Genomic DNA, 21116 nt, shown 5'->3' with positions numbered 1-21116 from the left:
AGTGCCATGACCGATCAGGAACTGGCCAAGATTGCCAATGAGGTCCGCCGCGGTATCGTCGCGGGCGTCCATGCCGCCAAGTCGGGGCATCCGGGCGGATCGCTTGGCGCCGCCGACATTATGACCTACCTCTACTTTGAGGAAATGAATGTCGATCCGGCGAATCCGAACCGTGCTGAGCGCGACCGCTTTGTGCTTTCCAAGGGACATTGCGCTCCGGCACTCTATGCTGTGCTTGCTGAGCGTGGGTTCTTTCCCAAGGAGGAGCTCGAGACGCTCCGTCATATCGGCAGCCGACTGCAGGGCCATCCCAATATGAATGACACGCCAGGCGTCGACATGTCGACCGGTTCGCTCGGTCAGGGCATTTCCGCTGCGGTTGGAATGGCGCTTGCCGCAAAGCACTGGGGCGACAGCTACCGCGTCTACACACTGCTGGGCGACGGCGAGTGCGAGGAGGGCCAGGTGTGGGAGGCGGCCATGTTCGCCGGTAATCACGATTTGGATAACCTTGTCGCCATTGTCGATCACAATGGCCTGCAAATTGACGGCAGTATCGACGAGGTTAACTCGGCTATGCCGCTTGCCGACAAGTTCCGTGCCTTTAAGTGGCATGTGATCGAGCTCGCCGACGGCAACGACATGGCACAGATTGCCGCCGCCTTTGCCGAGGCCCGCAAAGTGAGCGGGTCACCGGTGGCCATTATCGCCGAGACGGTGAAGGGCAAGGGCGTCTCCTTTATGGAAAACCAGGTGGGCTGGCACGGCAAGGCGCCCAACGATGAACAGTTTGAGCAGGCCATGGCCGAGCTCGCAGCAGCAGGGGAGGAGCTCTAATGGCAGACGTCAAGAAGGTCGCCACGCGCGTTAGCTACGGCGAGGCGCTTGTCGAGCTGGGCAATGAGCGCGATGACTTTGTAGTGCTCGATGCCGACCTGGCCGCCGCCACACAGACCGGTAAGTTTAAGGCCGTTCACCCTGAGCGCTTCTACGACGCCGGCATTGCCGAGAGCAACTTGATGGGGCTTGCCGCCGGCATTGCGACCACGGGTCGCGTCGCCTTTGCGAGCACCTTTGCCATGTTCGCCGCCGGTCGTGCGTATGAGCAAGTGCGTAACTCCATCGGCTATCCGCACCTCAACGTCAAAATCGGGGCCACGCATGCGGGTATTTCGGTCGGCGAAGACGGCGCTACGCATCAGTGCTGCGAAGACATTGCACTCATGCGCACGATTCCGGGCATGACGGTGATCGTTCCCGCCGATGACATCGAGGCTCGTGCTTGCGTGCGCGCCGCCTATGAGTTTGAGGGTCCGGTTTACATGCGTTTTGGCCGCCTGGCTACGCCGGTCATCAACGACCACGAGGACTATGAGTTCAAGATTGGCCGCGGCGTGGTCGTGCGCGAGGGGTCCGATGTGACCATCATCGCATGCGGCCTCATGGTCGCCGAGGCGCTCAAGGCTGCCGAGGTGCTCGCTGCCGAAGGCATCGATGCCGAGGTCATCAACATGCATACGATCAAACCGCTTGATGAGCGCCTAGTGGTTGCCAGCGCGAAGAAGACCGGTCGTGTGGTGACCGCCGAGGAGCATTCGATTGTCGGCGGATTGGGCGAGGCCGTTGCGGCGGTGCTCGCGGAGCAGCACCCGGTGCCTATGCGCCGCGTTGGCGTGCACGATGTGTACGGCGAGTCTGGCCCTGCGGTCGATTTGCTGCACAAGTACGGTCTGGACGCCGAGGGTATCGAGGCCGCGGTCAGGCCCGTGTTGTAAGGAGTGTTTTCCATGGGATTTGTATCTGCCAATCAGGTAACGATTGGGTATGCCGCCGCATCGCGCGAGGATGCTTTGCATTATTTGTCTGAGCAGGCCGTTGAGCTTGGCTTTGCCGACGATGCTTCTGCCGTCGAGGCCGCCTTTATCGCTCGCGAGAACGAGGCCGAGACTGGCCTTGTCGCCGGCTTTGCCGTTCCTCATGCCAAAAGCGACGCGATCCATGCGCCGGGCGTTGCCGTGCTCAAACTGGCCGAGCCCGTCGAGTGGCCGAGCTTTGACGGCGTGCCCGTCGATGTTGCGCTTGCGCTGTATGTTCCCGCGGGCGAGGCTGGAACCACGCATCTGCGTCTGCTCTCCAAGGCTGCCGTGATGCTGATGGATGCCGGTTTCCGTGACAAGGTGCGCGCGAGCACCGATCCCGCCGAGATCGCGGAGCTTATTAACGCCGGGCTCGAGGGCTAGTTGCAACCAGCCCGCTCAATCTATCGTTCCTTCTCCAAGGAGCAGGGCCGCAACGCATACGGCGTTGCGGCCCCGTTTGCGTTTCCCCAGATAAAGCCTGCCAAAACAAACCTGTCCCTTTTTGGCGGGTTGGCGGGGTAATGCCCGCCGCAACTTAGGGCACGGTTGGGATGTGTACGCTTTAAAGAGCGGAGCCCATGGTTAGAGAGATGCGCTCGTCTCTCTAAACGTCTCTCTAAAGAGAAAGTCGGTTAGAGAGATGGCTTTAGGTAATCTAGCAGTGAATTCGATACATCTCTCTAAATTTCTCTCTAAAAGAAGGTACTCATCTCTCTAAAGTTAGAGAGATATACTAAGCTTTAGAGAGATAAATCTATTGTTTTAGAGAGACGGAATGCCAATGCTGTTGGATGAACCTCTTGGCCTTATCGTTGAGCGCCTTCGCAGGCGGGGGACCGATGACGCATCGGTAGAAGTTAAAGCCTGCACGAATAAATTGAGTGCAGACGTATGGGAGACAGTGAGTGCTTTTGCGAACACTGCGGGCGGGCTCATTATTTTGGGCCTGAACGAAGCCGAAGGATTTGTTCCTTCTGCCAACTTTGCTATCGACAGGGTGCGCGACCAGTTTGTTTCGGGTATCGGAGACGGAGGCTCAGCGGCGGTGGTGACCCATGCGCCGCGGTATGAGCTTGGTCGAGGCGAGGTCGACGGGCTCCAGGTACTTCTGGTGCGCATCTTTGAACTTGAGCTCAAAGCGAAGCCATGCTATATCGGCGCGCGCGGCGTGCAGAACGGTAGCTACAAGCGCGTGGATGATAAAGATATCAAGATGTCGCCCGCTGAGCTATATGAGCTACAGAGTGCGCTGCTTCCGAGTGATGCAGACGGTACGGTGGTTTCGGAGGCAACAGTCGAGGATTTGGATCCAGATGTCGTGCGGTCCATTATCGCAAATCGCCGGCTGCAGACCCCGCGCGTTTTGCGCGGGGCCGATACGCTGGAAAAGCAGCTGGCCAGACTCAATATCACTACAAAGGATGGAGCTGTGAAGCTCGCGGGGCTGCTGTCGGCGGGAATTTACCCCCAGCAGTTCTATCCCAAGCTGATGATCGATGTCGCCGTTCATTCCGATGTGGAAAAATCTGCTCCTGGGCAACCCCGGTTTATTGACCGCCAGTTGTGCGATGGCCCGATTCCGGCTTGCATCGAAGATGCCCTCGCTGCGATCGGACGAAACTTGCGCAAAGCGGCGATAGTGCGAGGCGCTGGTAGAAGGGAAGATTGGGAAGTACCCCAGGAGGTTTTGCGCGAGGCCTTGGCGAATGCCTGTATCCATCGAGAGTATTCGCCCATGTTTGTGGGGCAGGCCGTGAGCGTCGATATCTACCCAGACAGAATAGAAATCAAAAACCCCGGCGGGCTTTGGGGCGGAAAGACGGTGGACAATCTTGCGGACGGGGAATCGCGCTGCCGAAACCCAAAGCTCATGAGTCTGATGGGGGCGACGCCGTTAGAGCATGCTGAGGGGGCTGTTGCGGAAAGTCAGGGATCTGGCATCCCGGCTATGATTCGCGAGATGGAGTCTCGTTCGCTTGGCAGGCCGAAATTTATCGTTAAGGCCGATTCGTTTACGGTGCTGCTTTCCCGGCACGGGGCGGAGCTTGCTGAAAACCGCATGTGGATTCAGGGCCATGTGGACACCGAACTGACGCATCGCGAGGAAACATTGCTCATGTTTATGCGGGAGCATGGGCGCGTATGCGTTGTTCAAAAAATACGAGAGGCTTTGAAGTGGGATTCGGATGACATTCGCCTGATCTGCGGGGGCCTTGTCAATAAACATGTCCTGTCAAAATGTGGCAAAGACACGTTTGAAATTATCGATATGAGCAGAGAATCGTCAGCTTCGACGGCGGATAGGATTTTGGAGGCTCTCGGCGCCGGAATGGATATGACGGCGCGAGAAATAGCGGTTGCATCGGGGGTCAAGATTTCGTCCGTCCGTTACCATCTGCCAAAAATGGCGGATAAAGGACTCATTGAAGTAATGGGTTCATCGACGAGCCGCAACCGCCGCTATCGGAAGAGGTAGATGCAGCCGAGTCGCCTCTCTAGTGTCTCTCGAAGTTAGATGGATACTAGAGAGGTGGTGGCTCCGCGATATTTCCCCAGATAAAACCTGCCAAAATAAACCTGTCCCTTTTTGGCAGGTTACTGGTTCATGTTGCCGTGGATATAGGGGGTAACCTCGGGGGAGATGTGGCCGCAGCCTAGGTCGCGCAGCGCGGACTCGATGGCGGCGGGCAGCGGGGTCTTGCCTTCAGCGTCGACGACGGTACCGCCGACGGCGGCAATCTTGGCGACATCTGCGGGTGCGGCCTCGATATGCATGCAGCCGCCGACGAGGCGTGCGCGAACCTGCGCCAGGTCAAGATCGTGCAGGTAGTCCTCGCAGGTACGGATTAAATCGATCTTATAGCGCGTAAGCTCCTCGCCCGTGGGGACACGCGTGGCCAGGCAGGCGCCTGCGGGCAGGTTCCAAACGGGGTATCCCCAGGCGCGCAGTAGCTCGCGCTCTTCGTCCTTGGTAAAACCGATCTCCATAAGCGGCGAGCGCACGCCGAGTTCCTGTGCGGCGCGCATGCCGGGGCGGTAGTCGCCGCGGTCGCTTGCGTTGCTGCCATCGATGACGGTGGGAAAGCCCAGCGACTTGGCGTGGTTGACGATGGCGGTAAAGCCGGCGCGCTTGCAGTGGTAGCAGCGGTCGGCATCGTTGCAGGCTACCTGGGGGAGCTGCAGCTGATCGACCGAAAGATTGAGCACGGGGAGCTTAAAATGCGGCCCCCCATCGGCCTGCCCGTCAACGGACCGCTCAAACGAAGCCTGCTCGGGCGTGCCGATGAGCGGCGTGGTCAGGTGAACGAGAAGGGTGCTGGCAGGCATGATGCGGGCGCAGACCACGGCCAGAAAGCTGCTGTCGACGCCGCCGGAAAAGCCGATGGCGACGCGTCCGTATGCCAAAAGCAGCTGCTCGAGCGCTGTGAGTTTGTCCTGAAGCCCCTCTGCAGGTGCGGTGGTGTCTAAAATCATGAAACGATCCTTGCCGTTGAGTACTCGGTCGAAAACTATAGTCCTACTGAGTCGCTTGTCATAAGACTTCTATCTATGTAACGAAAGTGCAATATGCTATATACGTTATATACAAGTTTACAGGTGCGGTAAAGTTGCAGGGGTGCAGCAGCGCGAAGCGATGGGGGAACGATATGATTAAGGCTGTTATTTTTGACATGGACGGAACGCTGGTCGATACCGAGCGTCTGGGCATCAAGGCGTGGAAGGCGGGCGCCGCCGAGCTTGGGGTCGCGATTGATGATGCGCTGATCCATCAGTTTATCGGTCGCACGCTGCCCGATGTCATGGACATTCTTGAGGCGCATTACGGCAGCAGAGAAACCGCTGAGGCGATCTATCATCGCCACAAGGAGATTCGCGACGAGATAGTCAAGACCGATTTGGAGCTTAAGGCCGGTGCCGCCGAGTGCCTAGACGAGCTGCTGGCTGCGGGCTATCACGTGGGTCTAGCGACGTCGTCGCGTCTCGTTACGGCCGAGCGCAACCTTAAGACGGTCGGCCTCTTTGATAAGTTTGAGACGGTGACCTGCGGCGAGGACGTCGTACACGGCAAGCCCGATCCCGAGATGTATCTGCTTGCCTGCGATCGCGCGGGCTTTGCTCCCGAGGAGTGTGCCGTGGTCGAGGATTCGCGCAACGGCTGCGTCTCGGGCATTACGGCCGGCTGCCATGTCTTTGCCGTCCCCGATATCGTGCCGCTGCCGCAGGACGTGGTGGATGGCTGCGAGGCCGTGCTCGATACGTTGTTCGACCTGGCGGCGGCAGCCAAGGCCGTGCGCTAGACAATTGCGGTGTTGAAACGAGCAATTACCCACGTTTGCGCTTAAGCAAAAGGGGCCCGGCAATGGTCGGGCCCCTTTTGCTTAAGCGGCGACTTGGCATACTTGCGGGCGTGCTATAGATACGCACCGAGGTTGATGGCCGTGGCGTCGGTCTGGCTGCTTGCCTGGGTGCTGGCGCGTTCCAGCAGGAACGGCCGCACGAGTTCTTGGCGGTTGATGTCCTCGATGGCCGTGACCGCGGTGACGGTGCGCGCTGCAGAGCCGATGTGGACTCGTTTGGTCTTTGCCGGGGCCTTGTTCTCGATTTGCTCCATTAGCAGTTGGACGCCCTTGCGGCCAATCTCGTAGCCCGGGGGCGCTACCGTAGTGAGCGGGACCGATCCGCTCCATGCGAGTGGGTTGCCGTCGCAGCCGGCCACGCGTACTTGCCCGGGGACAGAGATGCCCTTGTCGACCAGTGCCGAAACGACGCCAGAGGCCAGCACGTCGGTTAGACCGACGACAAAATCGGGGCGTTCGTCGGCGGGACGCTCGGCGATTTGGTTGCCGATACCATAGCCGTCGGCCGCCGTGTTCCACTCGCCGGCGTCAATGACTTCGATCTTGATGTCGGGATGTAGGGCGAGCGCCTTGTGAATGCCAAGGACGCGCAGGGTGAGTTGCATAAATGCTGCTCGGCCGACGACGACAATATGGCGCGCGCCACGGGCGATGGCGAGTTCGGCAATGATGCGACCCTGGGCCTCGTTGTCGGCCGCTACGTAGTAGCCGGGCTCGGAGCAATGGATGTCCAGATGGATGATCGGCACGGGCATCTTGGTCATGGCGGGGTGCCAGTCGGGGGATGCCATGGGCTGAACCATAACGCCGGACATCTGGGTGCCCATAAAATAGCGCAGGTAATGGTCCTGGAGAATATCGTCGTTATCGGCGTTGGCGATGAGCAGGTCGTAGCCGTGCTTGCGGGCCTCGTTGTGGGCGCCGCTGGCGATTTGGAGCGAAAAGCCATGATCGAGACGGGGGAGCACCAGGCCAAAGGACTTGGTGGCACCGCCCGCGAGCTGACGAGCGCTTTGGTTGGGCAGGTAGCCCAGTCGATTGATGGTTTCGTTAATGAGCTTGAGGGTCTCGGGACGCAACTTTTCGGGATGGTTGAGCGCGTTGGAAACCGTGCCCAACGAAACCCCGGCTTCACGCGCGACGTCGCTGATTTTAACCTTTGCCATAGCGGCCCCTTTGATGCGTTTCAAGTACAAGCCAGATTGTAGCATCGCCCGCCCCCGGGGTGGCAAAACCTGCCAATTAGGGACAGGTTTATTTTGGCAGGTTTTATCTGGGGAAACGATGCTGCCGCCCCAAACTACCACAAAGGTGCCTGTCCCCTTCGTGGTGGTTTGGACCGGCTGGGCATGTGTGCATCGGGTGGTATCTAAGTTGAGATACCACTTCTGGTATATCAGCTTGCGTTTGCGTGAGTACAATACTCGAACGTTGTACGTCTCAGCGCCCCTTGTGCGTGGACGTCTTGCAGTCACGCGAACGAAGGGATTTGTCCTATGTGCGGAATTGTCGGCTACACCGGCTTTGATATTGCAAAGAACATCCTGGTCACGGGCCTTAAGCGTATGGAGTATCGCGGCTATGACTCTTCGGGCGTCGCGCTCGAGGTGGGCGAGGGCGCCGCGGCGCACCTCGACGTCATCCGTCGCGTGGGCAAGGTCGCGGGCCTGGAGAGCGAGCTTTCCAACATCGACAGCGACGCTACCTGCGGCATTGGTCACACCCGCTGGGCCACCCACGGCAAACCTTCCGTCGTTAATGCCCATCCCCACACCAGCTGCGACGGTCGTATCGCCATCGTCCACAACGGCATCATCGAGAACTTCGCCGAGCTGCGCGAAGAGCTGGAGGGCCGCGGCCACCACTTTAAGAGCGAGACCGATACCGAGGTCTTCGCGCATCTGATCGAAGAGGCTTATGCCGAGACGCACGACCTGATGGCCTCCGTGCGCGAGGCTTGCACCCACGTGGTGGGCGCCTATGGCTTGGCCGCCGTTTCCGCCGATGAGCCTGGCGTGATCGCCGTGGCTCGCAAGGACTCCCCGATCGTAGTCGGCGTGGGCGAAACCGGCTCCTATGTTGCTTCCGATGTCATCGCGCTCATCGACGCAACCCGCGACGTCGTGGTACTCGAGGACGGCCAGTTTGCCAAGCTCACGCCCGCAGGCGTCGAGTATACCGACGAAGCCGGCAATGTGATTGAGCCCAAGGTTACCCATATCGACTGGGATCTGGACATGGCCGAAAAGGGTGGCTACCCCGACTTTATGCTCAAGGAGATCCATGAGCAGCCGCGCGTCGTGCGCGATACCCTGGTGGGCCGCATGACCCCCGCCGGTGAGCTCGATATCGATGAGCTGGGCCTTTCGCTCGAGGAGCTCAACGATATCGACCGCGTCTACGTGATCGCTTGCGGCACCAGCTACCATGCCGGTCTCATTGCCAAGAACCTTATCGAGGGCTGGGCTCGCATCCCTACTGAGGTTGAGGCGGCCAGCGAGTTCCGCTATCGCAATCCCATCATTACGCCGACGACGCTTGTCGTTGCCGTGTCCCAGTCGGGCGAGACGGCCGATACCCTTGCCGCCATTCGCGACGCGCGCATCAAGGGTGCCAAGGTCTTCGGTATCACCAATGTGGTGGGCAGCCCGGTGGCGCGTGAGAGCGACGGCGTCATCTACACCAAGGCCAACAAGGAGATCGCAGTCGCCTCGACCAAGAGCTTTATCGGCCAGGTCGTGAGCCTGACGCTGCTGGCCCTGCTGCTGGCGCAGGTTAAGTACCGCTTGACCACCAAGCAGGCGCGCATGCTGTTCCGCGAGCTTTCCGATACGGCCGAGCAGATTCAGTGGGTTTTGGATACCCAGACCGAGTCCGTGCATGAGGCCGCCCTGCTGTGCAAGGACGCGCAGTCGGCGCTGTTCGTGGGCCGTGGCATGGGTGCCGCTATCTCCTACGAGGGCGCGCTCAAGCTCAAAGAGGTTAGCTACCTGCACGCCGAGGCCTACGCCGCCGGCGAGATGAAGCACGGCCCCATTGCCCTGATCGACCCGGGCTTCCCTGTCATCGCCGTGGCCACCAAGAGCGCAACGTACGACAAGACCGTGTCGAACCTCATGGAGTGCAAGGCACGCGGCGCCACGGTCATCGTCGTTGCTACCGAGGGCGACGAGGAAATCAACAAGATCGCCGACTGCATCATTCGCGTGCCGGCCGTCCGCGACGTGTTCAGCCCTATCACGGCGAGCGTCCCGCTGCAGTTACTTGCCCGTGAGGTAGCCATCCTGCGCGGCTGCGACGTCGACCAGCCCCGTAACCTGGCGAAAAGCGTTACCGTGGAGTAGTTGGTTCCGCCGTCCTAACGACCAAGGCCCGGCTCCGTTGTAGTGGAGTCGGGCCTTTTGCGTTTGGCCAGATAAAGCCTGCCAAAATAAACCTGTCCCTTTTTGGCAGGTTAGCGGAGCTTGCTGGTCTCGAAGTACTTGGGATATTGGTCCAGGACCTCGGTCTGGTTGCGGAACATCATGTGCAGGTGCTTGCTGACTAAAAAGCTTGCTTCGATAGGGTCGCGACCGGCGATAGCGCGGCGAATCTGCTTGTGCTCGTTCACGATGTCCTGATTGTCGAGAACTTGCGTGGCGGCGCGCAGCCAGCGGAAGCGCTCCAGGTCGGCATTGGTCTCCTCGAGCCACGACCACACGGTGCTGCGGCATGCGATGCTAAAAATCATGTGATGCATGAGGTTGTCGCTCAAAAAGAAGCCGATGCGGTCCTCTTCGGCCATGGCCTTTTCCTGCAGCGCGATGGCGCGGTCGAGCTGCTCGATGCCTGCCGAGGTGGCACGGGCGCAGCACTCTACAATCACCTGTTTTTCCAGGTGCTCGCGAATGTAGCAGGCACTCTCGGCAAGGGTGAGGTTGATGGGCGAGACATAGGTGCCGCTTTGGGGCACGGTGCGCACCAGGCCTTCCTGCGCCAAGCGAACCAAAGCCTCGCGCACGGGCGTGCGACCCATGTCCAGGTCGTCGCAAAGCTGTTTGACGCCGAGCTTTTCGCCCGGCTTGTAGTCCAGGTAGACGATTTTGCGCCGAATGGTGTGGTAGGACTGGTCCTGTAGGCTCGTCTCCTGCTCGCCAACGTGCATCGATTCTTCCATAGCGCCTCGCAACTGTTCTATCACACTCATATGTCAGTTGTTAATTATGCCGCGAATCGGCTTTCCGTGGTGGGTGATTCGGCTGTTGCCTGAGAACTATTGCGGCGTCTTAGTCGTTGTTTACGCAAGGCTGCGCTCAATGTTGCCGTATCATAAACCGTCGCAAAGTTGAAATAGAAAGAAGGAATCCCATATGCAACTGGCGAATATCGTACGCGAGCGCTGGAAGGGTGTCTTGTTCTGCCTGATCATCGCCATTCCCGCGACGTTGCTCGGCAAACAAATCGAGGTGGTCGGTGGGCCGGTATTTGCCATCCTCTTTGGCATGGTTCTGGCGCTCGTCTTTCCCAAGAATCGTCACGAACAGCTCGCCGCTGGCGTCACCTATACGTCTAAAAAGGTCTTGCAGTACGCGGTTATCCTGCTTGGCTTTGGCATGAACCTCTCCCAGATTCTGTCCAAGGGCGCCCAGTCGCTGCCGATTATCGTGGCGACGATCTCGACCTCGCTTGTCATCGCCTTTGTGCTCTGCCGCGTTATGAACGTGCCGAGCAAGATCGCGACGCTTGTGGGTGTGGGTTCGTCGATTTGCGGCGGTTCTGCCATCGCCGCAACCGCACCCGTCATCGATGCCGACGATCGCGAGATTGCCCAGGCTATTTCGGTCATCTTCCTGTTTAACGTTATCGCGGCGCTCGTGTTCCCGACGCTCGGCGGCATGCTCGGGCTGACCAACGAGGGCTTTGGCCTGTTTGCCGGCACCGCCATCAACGACACCTCGTCCGTAACGGCTGCGGCGAGCGCTTGGGACAGCATGCATCCCGGCGCCAATGTGCTCGAGAGCGCCACGGTGGTCAAGCTCACCAGGACGCTGGCCATCATTCCCATCACGTTGGTCCTGGCATGCTGGCAGATGCATCTGGCGCGCAGGGCCGGCGGCGACGCCAAAAGCACGTTCTCGCTTAAACGCGCGTTTCCCATGTTTGTGCTGTTCTTTGTGCTGGCGAGCGTGATCACCACGGTGCTTCAGCTTCCCGCGTCCTTTACGGCTCCCATCAAGGAGCTGTCGAAGTTCTTTATCGTGATGGCCATGGCGGCTATTGGTTTTAATACCGATATCGTCGAGCTGGTCAAAAAGGGCGGCAAGCCCATCGCATTGGGCTTTTGCTGCTGGATTGGCATTGCATGCATGAGCTTGGGAATGCAGCACGTGCTGGGAATCTGGTAGAGAAGTGGCTTATTTTCGTGCTAGTTGCTGGTGAGCGCATGCTTGCGGTGGAGCGATAGGAGCTCTTGCGGGTATGGCTTGTCCGCAGGTTAATAGGTCCCGAAGAGCTCTTATCGCCCCGCCAAGGATGGCGATGCGGGGCAATTCATATATTCGCAAGAAGGCGCCGCAGGCCCTATAGTGTTTGGTGAACATTATCGTTCAATTTTGAAACACTTGAGATGCCAAGCCACAGATAAGGGTCGTGGCTGGAGACGGGGCGAACCATGGACAGCGATGTCAAGCTGCAGATTCTGATCGAGGCATTGTCCGCAGCCGGAGCATCGGCGCTGGCAATCGACGAGCGCGGTGGCGTTGTAATCTCGACCATGAGCGACGCTTCGCTCGAGCAGGATGTCGCCGCTTTTGTTTCCGAGCGTCTCGCTCGCGTGGGCGATGGAGCGCGCCTGGTAATGGGCCGCGAGGGCATGCGGTTGAGCTTGACGGTGCGCCCGACGGCCCAGGAGCACGGGGCGCTTTGGGTGGTCGTGGCGCATGAGGTGCGCGCCGCCGCGGCGCATGCGGGCATCGAGTGGCTCAATGCCGACGAGGTCGAGGCTCGTTACGAGTCGAGCACGTACGGCATCGTCGAAGACGCGGCGGCGGTCGCTGCTCCCGTACGGGAGAGCTACGCGCGCGGGGTACCCCTTATGCTCGAGGGCGAGCTGGGTGCGGGGCAGGATCAGATTGCAAAACGTTTGTACCTGGATGGACCCTATGCCGATCAGCCCTTTGTTTCCGTTGCGCTCGATGAGCTTACGGATCGCGGTTGGCGCCATCTGCTCAAAAGTTCCGAATCGCCGCTATTCCAAACGGGGCTGACACTTTGCATGGGCGGCTGGCATGCTGTTGGCCCCCAACGCCTGCGCGAGCTCGTGTCCGCAATGATCGACACGGCGCTCGCAACTCGTTGCCATGTGGTGTTGACGGCAAACGATATGCCGGGCGGCGGCGAAAGCGATCAGGCTGCTTTTGTAACCGAGCGTCTGGCCTGTGCGGTGAGTGTGGCGCCGGCGATTGTCGAGCAGGGCGATGTGTCGGAAAAGGTTGCGCGCTATCTGGAGTATCTGGCAGATATGTTTGAGACGGCAACACCTGCCTTGTCGTCCGCGGCGGCAAAGACACTCGATGCCTATCGTTGGCCCCGCAACTATCTACAGCTGCGCGAGGCTTCGGAACGACTTTATATATTAGTGGGGGCGGGTACGGTGGAGCGTGCCGTGGCAGAAGAGGTACTTGCCCAGGAGGACGTTATCAAGACCGCGACCTTCGGCGCCCCGACGCTCGAAAGCGATTTGTATATCTTGCGCCCACTGGTCGATACCGAGCGTGATATCGCGCGGTTGGTCGTAGGCCACCTTCACGGCAACAGGACCCGTGCTGCCGAAGTACTAGGCATAAGCCGTACGACCCTGTGGCGCCTGCTGAAGGACGACGACCGTTAAGCGAGGTGCCCGTGACCGCGTGCGGTACGTGTGCTACAGTCCAAAGCAGCATTGTTTCGATTCTGTTACGGCGTGCGGGGGCGTATGGCGGAGACTTCAAAAACAAATCGGGCTCGAAAGCCCGCGGCGCCGGCCAACTGTCGCACGACTTCGCGGACGTGGGGCAAAAGCGCCTCGGGCTTCGACGGCTCGTTCAAACGCACTAAATATGGTTATCCTTCGGCAAGCGCTCGCTTGGCCATGCAGGCCGAATCCTCGTTGTGGGGACGAAGACGCGTGGTGGGCTCAAAGCTCAAGCACGATGGAACGCTTGGCTACATTAGCCGCGGGGCGGCTCGCCGCAGTGGGCTCAATCCTGCTGGTTGGCATCGCTATGTTCCGATCGCGGTCGTTGTTGCGGCGATTGTCATCGCGCTCGCGGCGCTTGGTTACGCCGGCGGCGGGGCCAATCTGGACGCAATGTTTAAGTCGCCCGAGCTCGCGCATGCAGGCACAGAGGTTGTCGAGGGCGTTCAGACCCAGACGGGCGTCGCGCCCCAGCGCGGTATCGTTGCGGCGGCCTCCACCATTGCCGATGCGCAAAAGGACGAGGACGAACAAGACGACGGCGCCGAAACGACTCACACGAACGAAACGACGACAACTCCATCGGCAAGATAAGTTTCGAGTGGGACAGCAGATTTGGGATGGGGCCTTTTAGCTGCCCAAGTGTCGAATGCCAACAGTGGTGTACCCGATGTCAGTCACCAACAGCGAGGGTCCGCCGTTCGTTAGAACGGCGGACCCTCCTACTTTACATACACCACGTTGTCGCGGCGCGGCTTTGCCTCGGGAAGCGCGCCCTCGGCATAGCCCAGAATGCAGTGGCCGATGCCGCGCAGGCTTCCGTCGGCGGGCAGACCCCAGCTGGCCAGCAGCTCCAGGCCCTCGGGCGAGTCGAAGACCTCGTGCGCGCGGTGGATCCAGCACGAATCAACACCCAGCGCATAAGCCGCGTTGAGCAGGTTGCCCATGGCAAGCGAGCCGTCTTCCAGATGTGTGGGCACGCTGCGGTCGACCAGCACCACCACAACGGTCTTAGCGCCGTAGAAGGGGTCGCCATCGCTGCCCATAACCTGGGCGTTGAGCTGCGAGAGGCGCTCGACGGTCGCGGGGTCGGTGACGGCGACAAACGTCACCGGCTGGCGTCCCATGCCGCTGGGCGCGTACTGGCCTGCCTCGATGATGCGTGCGAGCTTTTCGGCTTCGACGGGGCGATCGCTATAGTTACGGCAGCTGCGGCGGTGGATGAGCGCTTCGATGGTCTCCATGGGTTCTCCTAGCGATGACGTTGCAGATGCTCCGTTCTTACCCGTCGTACCGTAGCTGTAATCGCGCAGAGGGCCCAAACAGCAATAGCCACCAATCGGAAAAGTTGGCTTGCATAAAACTGCAGCCAGAATGTGATAAACCAGTGGGATGGTTAAACGTTTTATCCCGTCTACCCTGCGGTTTTTTACCACTTGCCTAAATGATGCCCGCATAACACCTGATAAAGGTTTTACTAAAGGAGCACCAACGTTTATCAACGCGCCGTGGTGGCGCCGGGCCAGGAGGTAACCATCATGTTCCAGGCTGGAGATGTCGTCGAGACCGATTTCGAAGGATTTCTGAAGCTGCTGCGTTCCAAGACGCGTGCTTTCGTGTCGATCAATGATCACGAGTACTACATCACGCACACCGATGGCTATTGGCGTGTTCAGGATTGCGAGGCCCTCAACGATAAGGGCCACTTTACTGACTGCTCCGAGCTGGTCAACACGGTCTGCGAGGTCGTCGAGCTACCTTGGATCTGCGGCAAGAGTCTGCACGATAGCTTCTCGGGCGCTACGGTCTACGAGGCCGTCGCCGCCTAGCAGCAAATAATCGATTTCCTCTCATGACCGCCGGCGCTGCCCCCGCGTTGGCGGTCTTTTTTTGTCGATATGTTGTATAGCCTGTGCGCTGCGAACGAAGCCCTTGACGATAGTCAAAACTCGGACTAATCTGAAACTTCAATTAGTCAAAATTCGGACTATCGAATGGTGGGAGAGATGGATAACGCGGTTACGTCGGTCGATTTTGACCGAATGCTCAACGGGCTCGACCGTATTTATTCAGAGTTCGCGCGTGCCTGCGGCCTTTCGGATTGCGCCTATTGGATGCTCGTCGATATCAGCACGGCGGACGAAGACGTTGCCGTGAGCCAACTCACGAGCGAATGGTTCTATAGCAAGCAGACCATTAACTCGGCAATTAAAACCCTGACGGCGCGAGGGCTCGCGACGCTGGAATTTGCCGAAGGCAGCCGTAAGAATAAGGTCGTTTGTTTGACCGATGAGGGCCGGCGGTTCGCCGAGCACTATGCGTTGCCGGCGGTTAAAGCCGAGCAGCGTGCCTTTGGCGCGCTCGAACCCTGGGAACAGCGTGAGATTATGCGTCTGGTCGGCAAGTTTTCCCATGTGCTCAACGAGGAGTGCGAAGCGTTTAAACAGCAGATAGCCGCCGAGAGCCAAGTGGAAAAACAAGAAGAGGGGGAGACGTGCGACTCTTAATGAGGTTTATGAGGCCGTATCGCGGGCTGATTGCTGTGACACTGTTTGTGCTGCTGATAGATAACGTCGGCACGCTGCTGGTACCTACGATGTTGGCGAATATGGTCAATACCGGCATCACGACGGGTGATGTCGACTACATCCTGCGCAACGGCCTGTACATGCTTATCGCGACCGGCATGGCCAGCGGTGGCGCGGTGCTGGGCTGCTATCTTTCGGCCCGCCTGGCAGCCAACGTGGCCTGTGACATCCGCAACGCCGTCTACGACAAGTCGCTCGAGCTGTCTGCCAGCGACTTTGAGCGCTTTGGCACCGGCTCGATGATCACGCGATCGCTCAACGACATCAACGTGATCCAGCAGGCGATTCTGCAGACGATTCAGCTGGTGCTGCCGGTGCCGTTTTTGGCCGTGGCGGGCATCATCTTCGCCTGGCATATCGATCCCGCCATGGGTACGCTGCTGGGTGCAGTCGTGGCGATTGTACTGGTGGCGGCGGTCTTTACGGTGGCTAATGCCGCGCCGATCTTTATGCGCCTGCAGAGTTTTATCGACCGCATGAACGTCGTGCTGCGCGAGAACATCGTGGGCGTGCGCGTCATCCGCGCGTTTAACAAGGAGCGCCATGAGGAGCAGCGCCTAGACGAGGTGTTTAGCGATTACGCGGCCAACGCCATCAAGGTCAACCACCTGTTTGTGGGCCTTGATAGCTCTACCTTCTTTTTGATGAACATTGCCGAGGTGGCGGTGCTGTGGGTGGGCGGCAACCGCGTTGGCGCCCATGCAATGCAGATTGCGAGCATCTCCGCGGTGCTGGAATATGCGCTCCTGATCCTGTTCTTTGTGATGATGGCGCAGATGGTAGTGCTGACGCTGCCGCGCGCCGCGGCGTGCCTCAACCGTGCACAACAGGTGCTCCAGATTGAGCCGAGCATCGTCGATGGCGAGCGAACGCTCGACGCAGGCGCGTCCGACTCAAAGGACGGGGCAGACGCGGTCGCCGTGTTCGATCATATGTCGTTCCGTTTTGACGACGCCGACGAGGACACCCTGTGCGATCTGAACTTTACCTGTCGCCGTGGCCAAACGACCGCAATTGTGGGCTCGACGGGATCGGGTAAATCGACGGTGGCCAAGCTCTTGTTGCGTTTCCACGATGCCTCGAAGGGCGCCATACGCCTCAACGGTGTTGACCTGCGCGACCTTTCGCAAGACGAGATTCGCGGGCATATCGCTTACGTGCCGCAGAAGGCGTGGCTGTTCTCGGGCACGGTGGCGAGCAACCTGCGCTATGGCAACGAGGGTGCGACCGAGGCCGACATGCTTCACGCGCTGCGGGTTGCCCAGAGCACCTTCGTGCTCGATCAGCCGCAGGGGCTCGATACCCCGGTGGCGCAGGGCGGTACGAACTTCTCGGGCGGCCAGCGTCAGCGTCTGGCCATCGCCCGTGCGCTCATGAAGCACGCTGATCTGTATATCTTCGACGATAGCTTTTCGGCCCTGGACTTTAAGACCGACGCGGCCCTGCGCCATGCGCTGCAGGACGAGACGCGCGATGCCGCGGTGCTCATCATCGCGCAGCGCATCTCGACCATTCTGCATGCCGACCAGATCGTGGTGCTTAAGGATGGTGAGGTCGTGGGCTTGGGCACGCACGACGAGTTGATGGAGACCTGCGAGGTGTACCGTGCCATCGCGGAATCGCAGATGAAGGGAGGTGAGTAGCATGACCGAGGAGCTCAAGAAGCAGAGCGTCGTTGATGACGCCGTGGCAGCAGGGACGGCTGAGGAGACGGCGGTCGCACCCGGTCTGGATGATGCCGCCAAGGCTGCAGCCGAACGCGAGGCTCGCCGCCAAGCGCTCTACGAGGAAAACGAACGCGCCGAGGACGAGCGCGCCCGCGCTGAGGCAGAGCGCATGCGCGATGTGGGCGACGAGGACGAGGACGAGAAACCCAGTGACACCTGGGCGACGGTGCGCCGTCTGTGGAGCGAGGCCGCCGGCGATCACTGGCGCTTCTACCTCGTGTTCGCGAGCATCGTGTTCTACGCCATCTTTAACACCGCGGCGCCGGCGTACAGCGCCCGCGTCATCGATGAGCTGTGGGGACACGTGAAGCTGGCGTTTGCCAACGACACCACCTTCAGCATCACTTGGGAGAACTGCGGCAGGACCATCTTCATCTACTTTATGATCTGGACGGCCGCCGCCTCGTTCTACGCGCTCCAGAGCTTTTTGATGTCGAGCGTGGCCGAACGCCTCAACCTGCGTCTACGCAACCGCATCGCACAAAAGCTCAATCTTCTGCCGCTTGCCTTCTTTGACGCGCATCGTCCCGGTGAGGTCGTCAGCCGTGCGACCAACGACTTGGACAAGATGTCCGAGAGCATGCAGCGCGGATTGCTGCAGCTGCTTGTGTCGATCGGCACCGTGACGGGTGCCATCATCATGATGTTCGTCTATAGCGTTAAGCTCACGCTCGTCTTTTTGGGCTTCACGGCCCTGTCGCTGCTGGTGACCAAAGTGGTTTCGCGCCGCACGCATGATGTAACGGGCGAACGCCAGGAGTGGGTGTCCAAGATTACGAGCGCGGTCGAGGAGGGCTACTCGGGCCGTCTGGTGATTCGCGCGTTCAACCGCGAGCGCCAGAGTTCTGCCGAGGTACACGAGGCCTCGGGCGAGCTGGCGCGTGTGAGCGTCAAGGCCGACTTTATGATTAACGCTGTGGGCCCCGCGGTTCGCTTTATCGGTCGTCTGGCGCAGATCGTGATCGCGCTCGTGGGCTGCAACATGCTGGTGGCCGGTCAGATGACTGTCGGCGTGTTCCAGGCGTTCTTCCAGTTTATCTACGAGGCGTCCGAGCCCATGACGCAGCTCTCGTTTACCTTCAACTCGCTGCAGAGCGCGCTGGCGAGTGCGGAGCGCGTGTTCGACCTGCTCGATGAGCCCGAGATGGAGGCCGATCCGCAGCCGGGCGAGGCCGCCAAGCTGCCGGGTCGCGTGGAGGGCCGCGTCTCCTTTGAGCACGTGCGCTTTGGTTATTCGCCCGACAAGCCGCTCATGCGCGACGTGTCGTTTACCGCCGAGCCGGGCCAGAAGATTGCCGTGGTGGGAACCACGGGCGCAGGCAAGACGACGCTCATCAACCTGCTCATGCGCTTTTACGAGATCGACGGCGGCCGCATTACGCTTGACGGTGTGGATACGCGCCTCATGGATCGCGGCGAGCTACGGCAGCAGTTTGGCATGGTGCTACAGGATGCCTGGCTGTTCGACGGCACGATTGCCGAGAACATCGCCTACGGCTGCCCCGAGGCAACGCGCGAGGAGATTGTTGCGGCCGCTCGCGCCGCCCAGGTCGACTTCTTTGTGCGCACCATGCCTCAGGGCTACGACACGCGCGTAGCCAACGATGCCGAAAGCATCAGCCAGGGCCAGCGTCAGCTGCTAACCATCGCACGCGTGCTGCTCAACAACCCGGCGATTCTCATCCTGGACGAGGCGACGTCGAGCGTGGATACGCGCACCGAGCTTGCCATCGGCCGCGCCATGGACGCGCTCATGCGCGGCCGCACGAGCTTTGTGATCGCGCATCGCCTGTCGACGATTGTGGATGCCGACCTGATCTTGGTTATGGATCACGGCAACATTATCGAGCAGGGAACGCACAAGGAGCTGCTGGCTGCCGAGGGCGCCTACGCCGACCTCTACCTGAGCCAATTCGCATAATGTGACAAAGGGACAGTCCCGCATGTCACATCAGAAATAAGGCGCGCCGGGGATGGATTCCCTGGCGCGCCTTTGCGTTGGCGTCAATGTTGTCGGTGGCCGTCCGCCTCTAGCGCTCGTCCACGAGCTTGGTGACGAGGGCCTTGAGCTCGGCCACCTCTCGCTCGAGTTCCTTGACGCGGCGGGCATTCTCGGTGATGCCCTGGCGGTTGAGGGCACTCTGCTCGGCGGCATCGTCGGGCATGTATTCGCGGTGCTGCTTGGCGTCGAAGCTTTCCTCGAATACGCGGCAGCCGTTGCGCTTGATGACGCGGCCCGGCACGCCCACGACGGTGCAGTTGTCGGGCACGTCCTTGACGACGACCGAGTTGCCGCCGATTTTGACGTTGTTGCCAATGCGAATGTTGCCGAGCACCTTGGCACCTGTGCCCACGGTGACGTTGTTGCCCAGGGTGGGGTGGCGCTTGCCGGTCTCGTTGCCGGTGCCGCCAAGTGTGACGCCCTGATAGAGCACGCAGTTGTCGCCCACAATGGCGGTTTCGCCGATGACAACGCCCATGGCGTGGTCGATAAAGAAATGCTTGCCGATCTGTGCGGCAGGATGAATCTCGACGCCAGTGATATGGCGGGTGATTTGCGAGAGCACGCGGGCGAGCGAGCGATGTCCATGTTCCCACAGCCAGTGCTCGGGCACGTGGTTCCACTTGGCGTGCAGGCCGGGGTAAGAAAGGAAGATGACTAGGCCGTTTTGCGCGGCGGGGTCCTGTGCCTGGACGGTCTTGATGTCCTCGCGAATGGTATTGATAAAGCTCACCGGCCGCCCTCCCTTAGCGCCGCGACAATGCAATTCAATAAAGTATAGCGATTCGCTAGGGATTAGGAAGAGCAATCTTGCTCGGCTTTGCGCGACAGGTGTCAATTATGCAAACTTGCTGGTAATGAAGTCACGCTTTTGTAAGGTCGTGTGCGTTGCCGCGTCACAACCGTATACTGGTCAACTTGGACGTGTCCGCGCCCACAACTGAGAGGTTTTACTTCATGGGTTTCATCAATTTTATCGCCGAGCTGCTTAAGGATCCGCGCACCGCGATCGCCAGCTGGATCGCCGCCGGCCCGCTTATGGCCTATGGCTGCGTGTTCCTGATTATCTTTATCGAGACGGGCGTGGTGTTCTTCCCGTTCCTTCCCGGCGACTCGCTGCTGTTTGCTTCGGGTTTCTTTGCCCACAACGGTGGCTTTAACATCGTGGCGCTTCTGGCCGTCGCATGGGCGGCTGCCATTTTGGGTGATCAGTGCAACTTTATGATCGGCCACTTCTTTGGCAAAAAGATCATCGCTTCGGGCAAGGTCAAGGCCATGACGCCCGAGCGCATCAAAAAGTCCGAGGACTTCTTGGACAAGTGGGGCCACCTGGCCATCTTCCTGGGCCGCTTCTTCCCGTTTATTCGCACCTTTGTGCCCTTTATCGCCGGTATGGGCGGCATGCACTGGCGTAACTTCGTTATCTTTAACGTGCTGGGCGGCATTACCTGGTCAACGCTCTTTACATTGTTGGGCTACTTCTTTGGCGGCATCCCCTTTGTGCAGGAGCACTTTGAGCTGCTGATCGTGGGCATTGTTGCCGTGTCGATCATCCCGACCGTGGTCGGTCTGGTTAAGGCTAAGCTGGGCAAAAAGAACGCGTAGCTCGAGCCAGCGCGCAAACCGTGCAGTTGAGGCCCGTCACCGT

19 protein-coding genes are annotated in these 21116 nt (G+C 59.7%); 14 read left to right on the top strand and 5 right to left on the bottom strand.

The genetic code is table 11. The annotated features are described in order from the left end of the window. Positions 1–6 precede the first annotated feature (6 nt). The 4 genes from DW943_RS06760 to DW943_RS06745 all read left to right on the top strand — a co-directional run bounded on the left by DW943_RS06760 (position 7) and on the right by DW943_RS06745 (position 4335). Positions 7–837, top strand: a complete 831-nt coding sequence (locus tag DW943_RS06760) for a transketolase (protein WP_117862569.1) — start codon at positions 7–9, stop codon at positions 835–837. Next, complete coding sequence (locus DW943_RS06755) at positions 837–1775, top strand: transketolase family protein (RefSeq protein ID WP_117862568.1); 939 nt, start codon at positions 837–839, stop codon at positions 1773–1775. The genes DW943_RS06760 and DW943_RS06755 overlap by 1 nt, the downstream gene beginning before the upstream one ends. A 12-nt stretch (positions 1776–1787) precedes the next feature. After that, complete coding sequence (locus tag DW943_RS06750) at positions 1788–2240, top strand: PTS sugar transporter subunit IIA (protein ID WP_117862567.1); 453 nt, start codon at positions 1788–1790, stop codon at positions 2238–2240. A 394-nt stretch (positions 2241–2634) separates the two neighbouring features. Beyond that, positions 2635–4335 carry an ATP-binding protein gene (locus DW943_RS06745; protein WP_117862566.1) on the top strand — a complete coding sequence of 567 codons (1701 nt, stop codon included), beginning with the start codon at positions 2635–2637 and terminating at the stop codon, positions 4333–4335. 119 nt (positions 4336–4454) lie between these two features. Here the strand turns inward: DW943_RS06745 and DW943_RS06740 are convergent, their stop codons facing one another. Beyond that, on the bottom strand, positions 4455–5333 hold the full coding sequence (locus tag DW943_RS06740) for an ATP-dependent sacrificial sulfur transferase LarE (RefSeq protein WP_117862565.1): 879 nt from the start codon (positions 5331–5333) through the stop codon (positions 4455–4457). Between the two features lie 173 nt (positions 5334–5506). On the opposite strand from DW943_RS06740, the gene DW943_RS06735 reads away from it, so the two are divergent. Beyond that, positions 5507–6157, top strand: a complete 651-nt coding sequence (locus DW943_RS06735) for an HAD family phosphatase (protein ID WP_117862564.1) — start codon at positions 5507–5509, stop codon at positions 6155–6157. A 113-nt stretch (positions 6158–6270) separates the two neighbouring features. Here DW943_RS06735 and DW943_RS06730 read toward each other — a convergent pair whose 3' ends face one another. Then, positions 6271–7383 carry a LacI family DNA-binding transcriptional regulator gene (locus DW943_RS06730; protein WP_233543616.1) on the bottom strand — a complete coding sequence of 371 codons (1113 nt, stop codon included), beginning with the start codon at positions 7381–7383 and terminating at the stop codon, positions 6271–6273. Positions 7384–7713: 330 nt separating this feature from the next. On the opposite strand from DW943_RS06730, the gene glmS reads away from it, so the two are divergent. Beyond that, positions 7714–9561 (top strand): glutamine--fructose-6-phosphate transaminase (isomerizing), encoded by a 1848-nt coding sequence (glmS, locus tag DW943_RS06725; protein ID WP_117862562.1) that lies wholly within the window; start codon positions 7714–7716, stop codon positions 9559–9561. A gap of 110 nt (positions 9562–9671) precedes the next feature. Here the strand turns inward: glmS and DW943_RS06720 are convergent, their stop codons facing one another. After that, positions 9672–10373, bottom strand: coding sequence for a GntR family transcriptional regulator (locus DW943_RS06720; RefSeq protein ID WP_117848570.1), 702 nt, complete (start codon positions 10371–10373; stop codon positions 9672–9674). A 193-nt stretch (positions 10374–10566) separates the two neighbouring features. Between DW943_RS06720 and DW943_RS06715 the strand changes: the two genes are divergently transcribed. The 3 genes from DW943_RS06715 (at position 10567) to DW943_RS06705 (ending at position 13745) form a co-directional block, all read left to right on the top strand. Then, positions 10567–11601 carry a YeiH family protein gene (locus DW943_RS06715; RefSeq protein WP_117862561.1) on the top strand — a complete coding sequence of 345 codons (1035 nt, stop codon included), beginning with the start codon at positions 10567–10569 and terminating at the stop codon, positions 11599–11601. Between the two features lie 266 nt (positions 11602–11867). Further along, positions 11868–13085 (top strand): helix-turn-helix domain-containing protein, encoded by a 1218-nt coding sequence (locus DW943_RS06710; protein WP_117862560.1) that lies wholly within the window; start codon positions 11868–11870, stop codon positions 13083–13085. Positions 13086–13361: 276 nt separating this feature from the next. Next, positions 13362–13745 (top strand): hypothetical protein, encoded by a 384-nt coding sequence (locus tag DW943_RS06705; protein WP_117862559.1) that lies wholly within the window; start codon positions 13362–13364, stop codon positions 13743–13745. A gap of 128 nt (positions 13746–13873) precedes the next feature. Here DW943_RS06705 and DW943_RS06700 read toward each other — a convergent pair whose 3' ends face one another. Then, positions 13874–14395, bottom strand: coding sequence for a nitroreductase family protein (locus DW943_RS06700; protein WP_117862558.1), 522 nt, complete (start codon positions 14393–14395; stop codon positions 13874–13876). 294 nt (positions 14396–14689) lie between these two features. On the opposite strand from DW943_RS06700, the gene DW943_RS06695 reads away from it, so the two are divergent. The 4 genes from DW943_RS06695 to DW943_RS06680 all read left to right on the top strand — a co-directional run bounded on the left by DW943_RS06695 (position 14690) and on the right by DW943_RS06680 (position 19387). Further along, positions 14690–14980 (top strand): CDP-alcohol phosphatidyltransferase, encoded by a 291-nt coding sequence (locus DW943_RS06695; protein ID WP_118260475.1) that lies wholly within the window; start codon positions 14690–14692, stop codon positions 14978–14980. 177 nt (positions 14981–15157) lie between these two features. After that, positions 15158–15658, top strand: a complete 501-nt coding sequence (locus tag DW943_RS06690; RefSeq protein WP_117862557.1) for a MarR family winged helix-turn-helix transcriptional regulator — start codon at positions 15158–15160, stop codon at positions 15656–15658. Between the two features lie 8 nt (positions 15659–15666). After that, a complete protein-coding gene (locus DW943_RS06685; RefSeq protein ID WP_370448074.1) occupies positions 15667–17382 on the top strand; it encodes an ABC transporter ATP-binding protein in 1716 nt (571 codons plus the stop codon). A gap of 1 nt (position 17383) precedes the next feature. Beyond that, positions 17384–19387: an ABC transporter ATP-binding protein gene (locus DW943_RS06680; protein WP_117862555.1), complete on the top strand. Its 2004-nt coding sequence runs from the start codon at positions 17384–17386 to the stop codon at positions 19385–19387. Between the two features lie 109 nt (positions 19388–19496). Here DW943_RS06680 and cysE read toward each other — a convergent pair whose 3' ends face one another. Continuing rightward, entirely contained in the window at positions 19497–20201 is a 705-nt protein-coding gene (gene cysE / locus DW943_RS06675) for a serine O-acetyltransferase (protein WP_117855419.1), read from the bottom strand. 224 nt (positions 20202–20425) lie between these two features. On the opposite strand from cysE, the gene DW943_RS06670 reads away from it, so the two are divergent. Then, positions 20426–21073 carry a VTT domain-containing protein gene (locus DW943_RS06670; RefSeq protein ID WP_117800261.1) on the top strand — a complete coding sequence of 216 codons (648 nt, stop codon included), beginning with the start codon at positions 20426–20428 and terminating at the stop codon, positions 21071–21073. Positions 21074–21116: the final 43 nt, after the last annotated feature.

The sequence above is a fragment of the Collinsella sp. AM44-11 genome, from assembly GCF_003467145.1.
GTDB lineage: Bacteria > Actinomycetota > Coriobacteriia > Coriobacteriales > Coriobacteriaceae > Collinsella.
The sequence above is the reverse complement of the archived record's forward strand: the minus strand, read 5'-3'. Positions and strand labels throughout refer to the sequence as shown.

Coding starts and splice junctions, on each gene's coding strand:
- DW943_RS06755 (WP_117862568.1), top strand. CDS start 837: ATGGCAGACGTCAAGAAGGTCGCCACGCGCGTTAGCTACGGCGAGGCG.
- DW943_RS06670 (WP_117800261.1), top strand. CDS start 20,426: ATGGGTTTCATCAATTTTATCGCCGAGCTGCTTAAGGATCCGCGCACC.
- DW943_RS06690 (WP_117862557.1), top strand. CDS start 15,158: ATGGATAACGCGGTTACGTCGGTCGATTTTGACCGAATGCTCAACGGG.
- DW943_RS06720 (WP_117848570.1), bottom strand. CDS start 10,373: ATGGAAGAATCGATGCACGTTGGCGAGCAGGAGACGAGCCTACAGGAC.
- DW943_RS06710 (WP_117862560.1), top strand. CDS start 11,868: ATGGACAGCGATGTCAAGCTGCAGATTCTGATCGAGGCATTGTCCGCA.
- DW943_RS06685 (WP_370448074.1), top strand. CDS start 15,667: ATGAGGCCGTATCGCGGGCTGATTGCTGTGACACTGTTTGTGCTGCTG.
- DW943_RS06745 (WP_117862566.1), top strand. CDS start 2,635: ATGCCAATGCTGTTGGATGAACCTCTTGGCCTTATCGTTGAGCGCCTT.
- DW943_RS06730 (WP_233543616.1), bottom strand. CDS start 7,383: ATGGCAAAGGTTAAAATCAGCGACGTCGCGCGTGAAGCCGGGGTTTCG.
- DW943_RS06735 (WP_117862564.1), top strand. CDS start 5,507: ATGATTAAGGCTGTTATTTTTGACATGGACGGAACGCTGGTCGATACC.
- DW943_RS06680 (WP_117862555.1), top strand. CDS start 17,384: ATGACCGAGGAGCTCAAGAAGCAGAGCGTCGTTGATGACGCCGTGGCA.
- DW943_RS06715 (WP_117862561.1), top strand. CDS start 10,567: ATGCAACTGGCGAATATCGTACGCGAGCGCTGGAAGGGTGTCTTGTTC.
- DW943_RS06750 (WP_117862567.1), top strand. CDS start 1,788: ATGGGATTTGTATCTGCCAATCAGGTAACGATTGGGTATGCCGCCGCA.
- DW943_RS06760 (WP_117862569.1), top strand. CDS start 7: ATGACCGATCAGGAACTGGCCAAGATTGCCAATGAGGTCCGCCGCGGT.
- glmS (WP_117862562.1), top strand. CDS start 7,714: ATGTGCGGAATTGTCGGCTACACCGGCTTTGATATTGCAAAGAACATC.
- DW943_RS06700 (WP_117862558.1), bottom strand. CDS start 14,395: ATGGAGACCATCGAAGCGCTCATCCACCGCCGCAGCTGCCGTAACTAT.
- DW943_RS06695 (WP_118260475.1), top strand. CDS start 14,690: ATGTTCCAGGCTGGAGATGTCGTCGAGACCGATTTCGAAGGATTTCTG.
- DW943_RS06740 (WP_117862565.1), bottom strand. CDS start 5,333: ATGATTTTAGACACCACCGCACCTGCAGAGGGGCTTCAGGACAAACTC.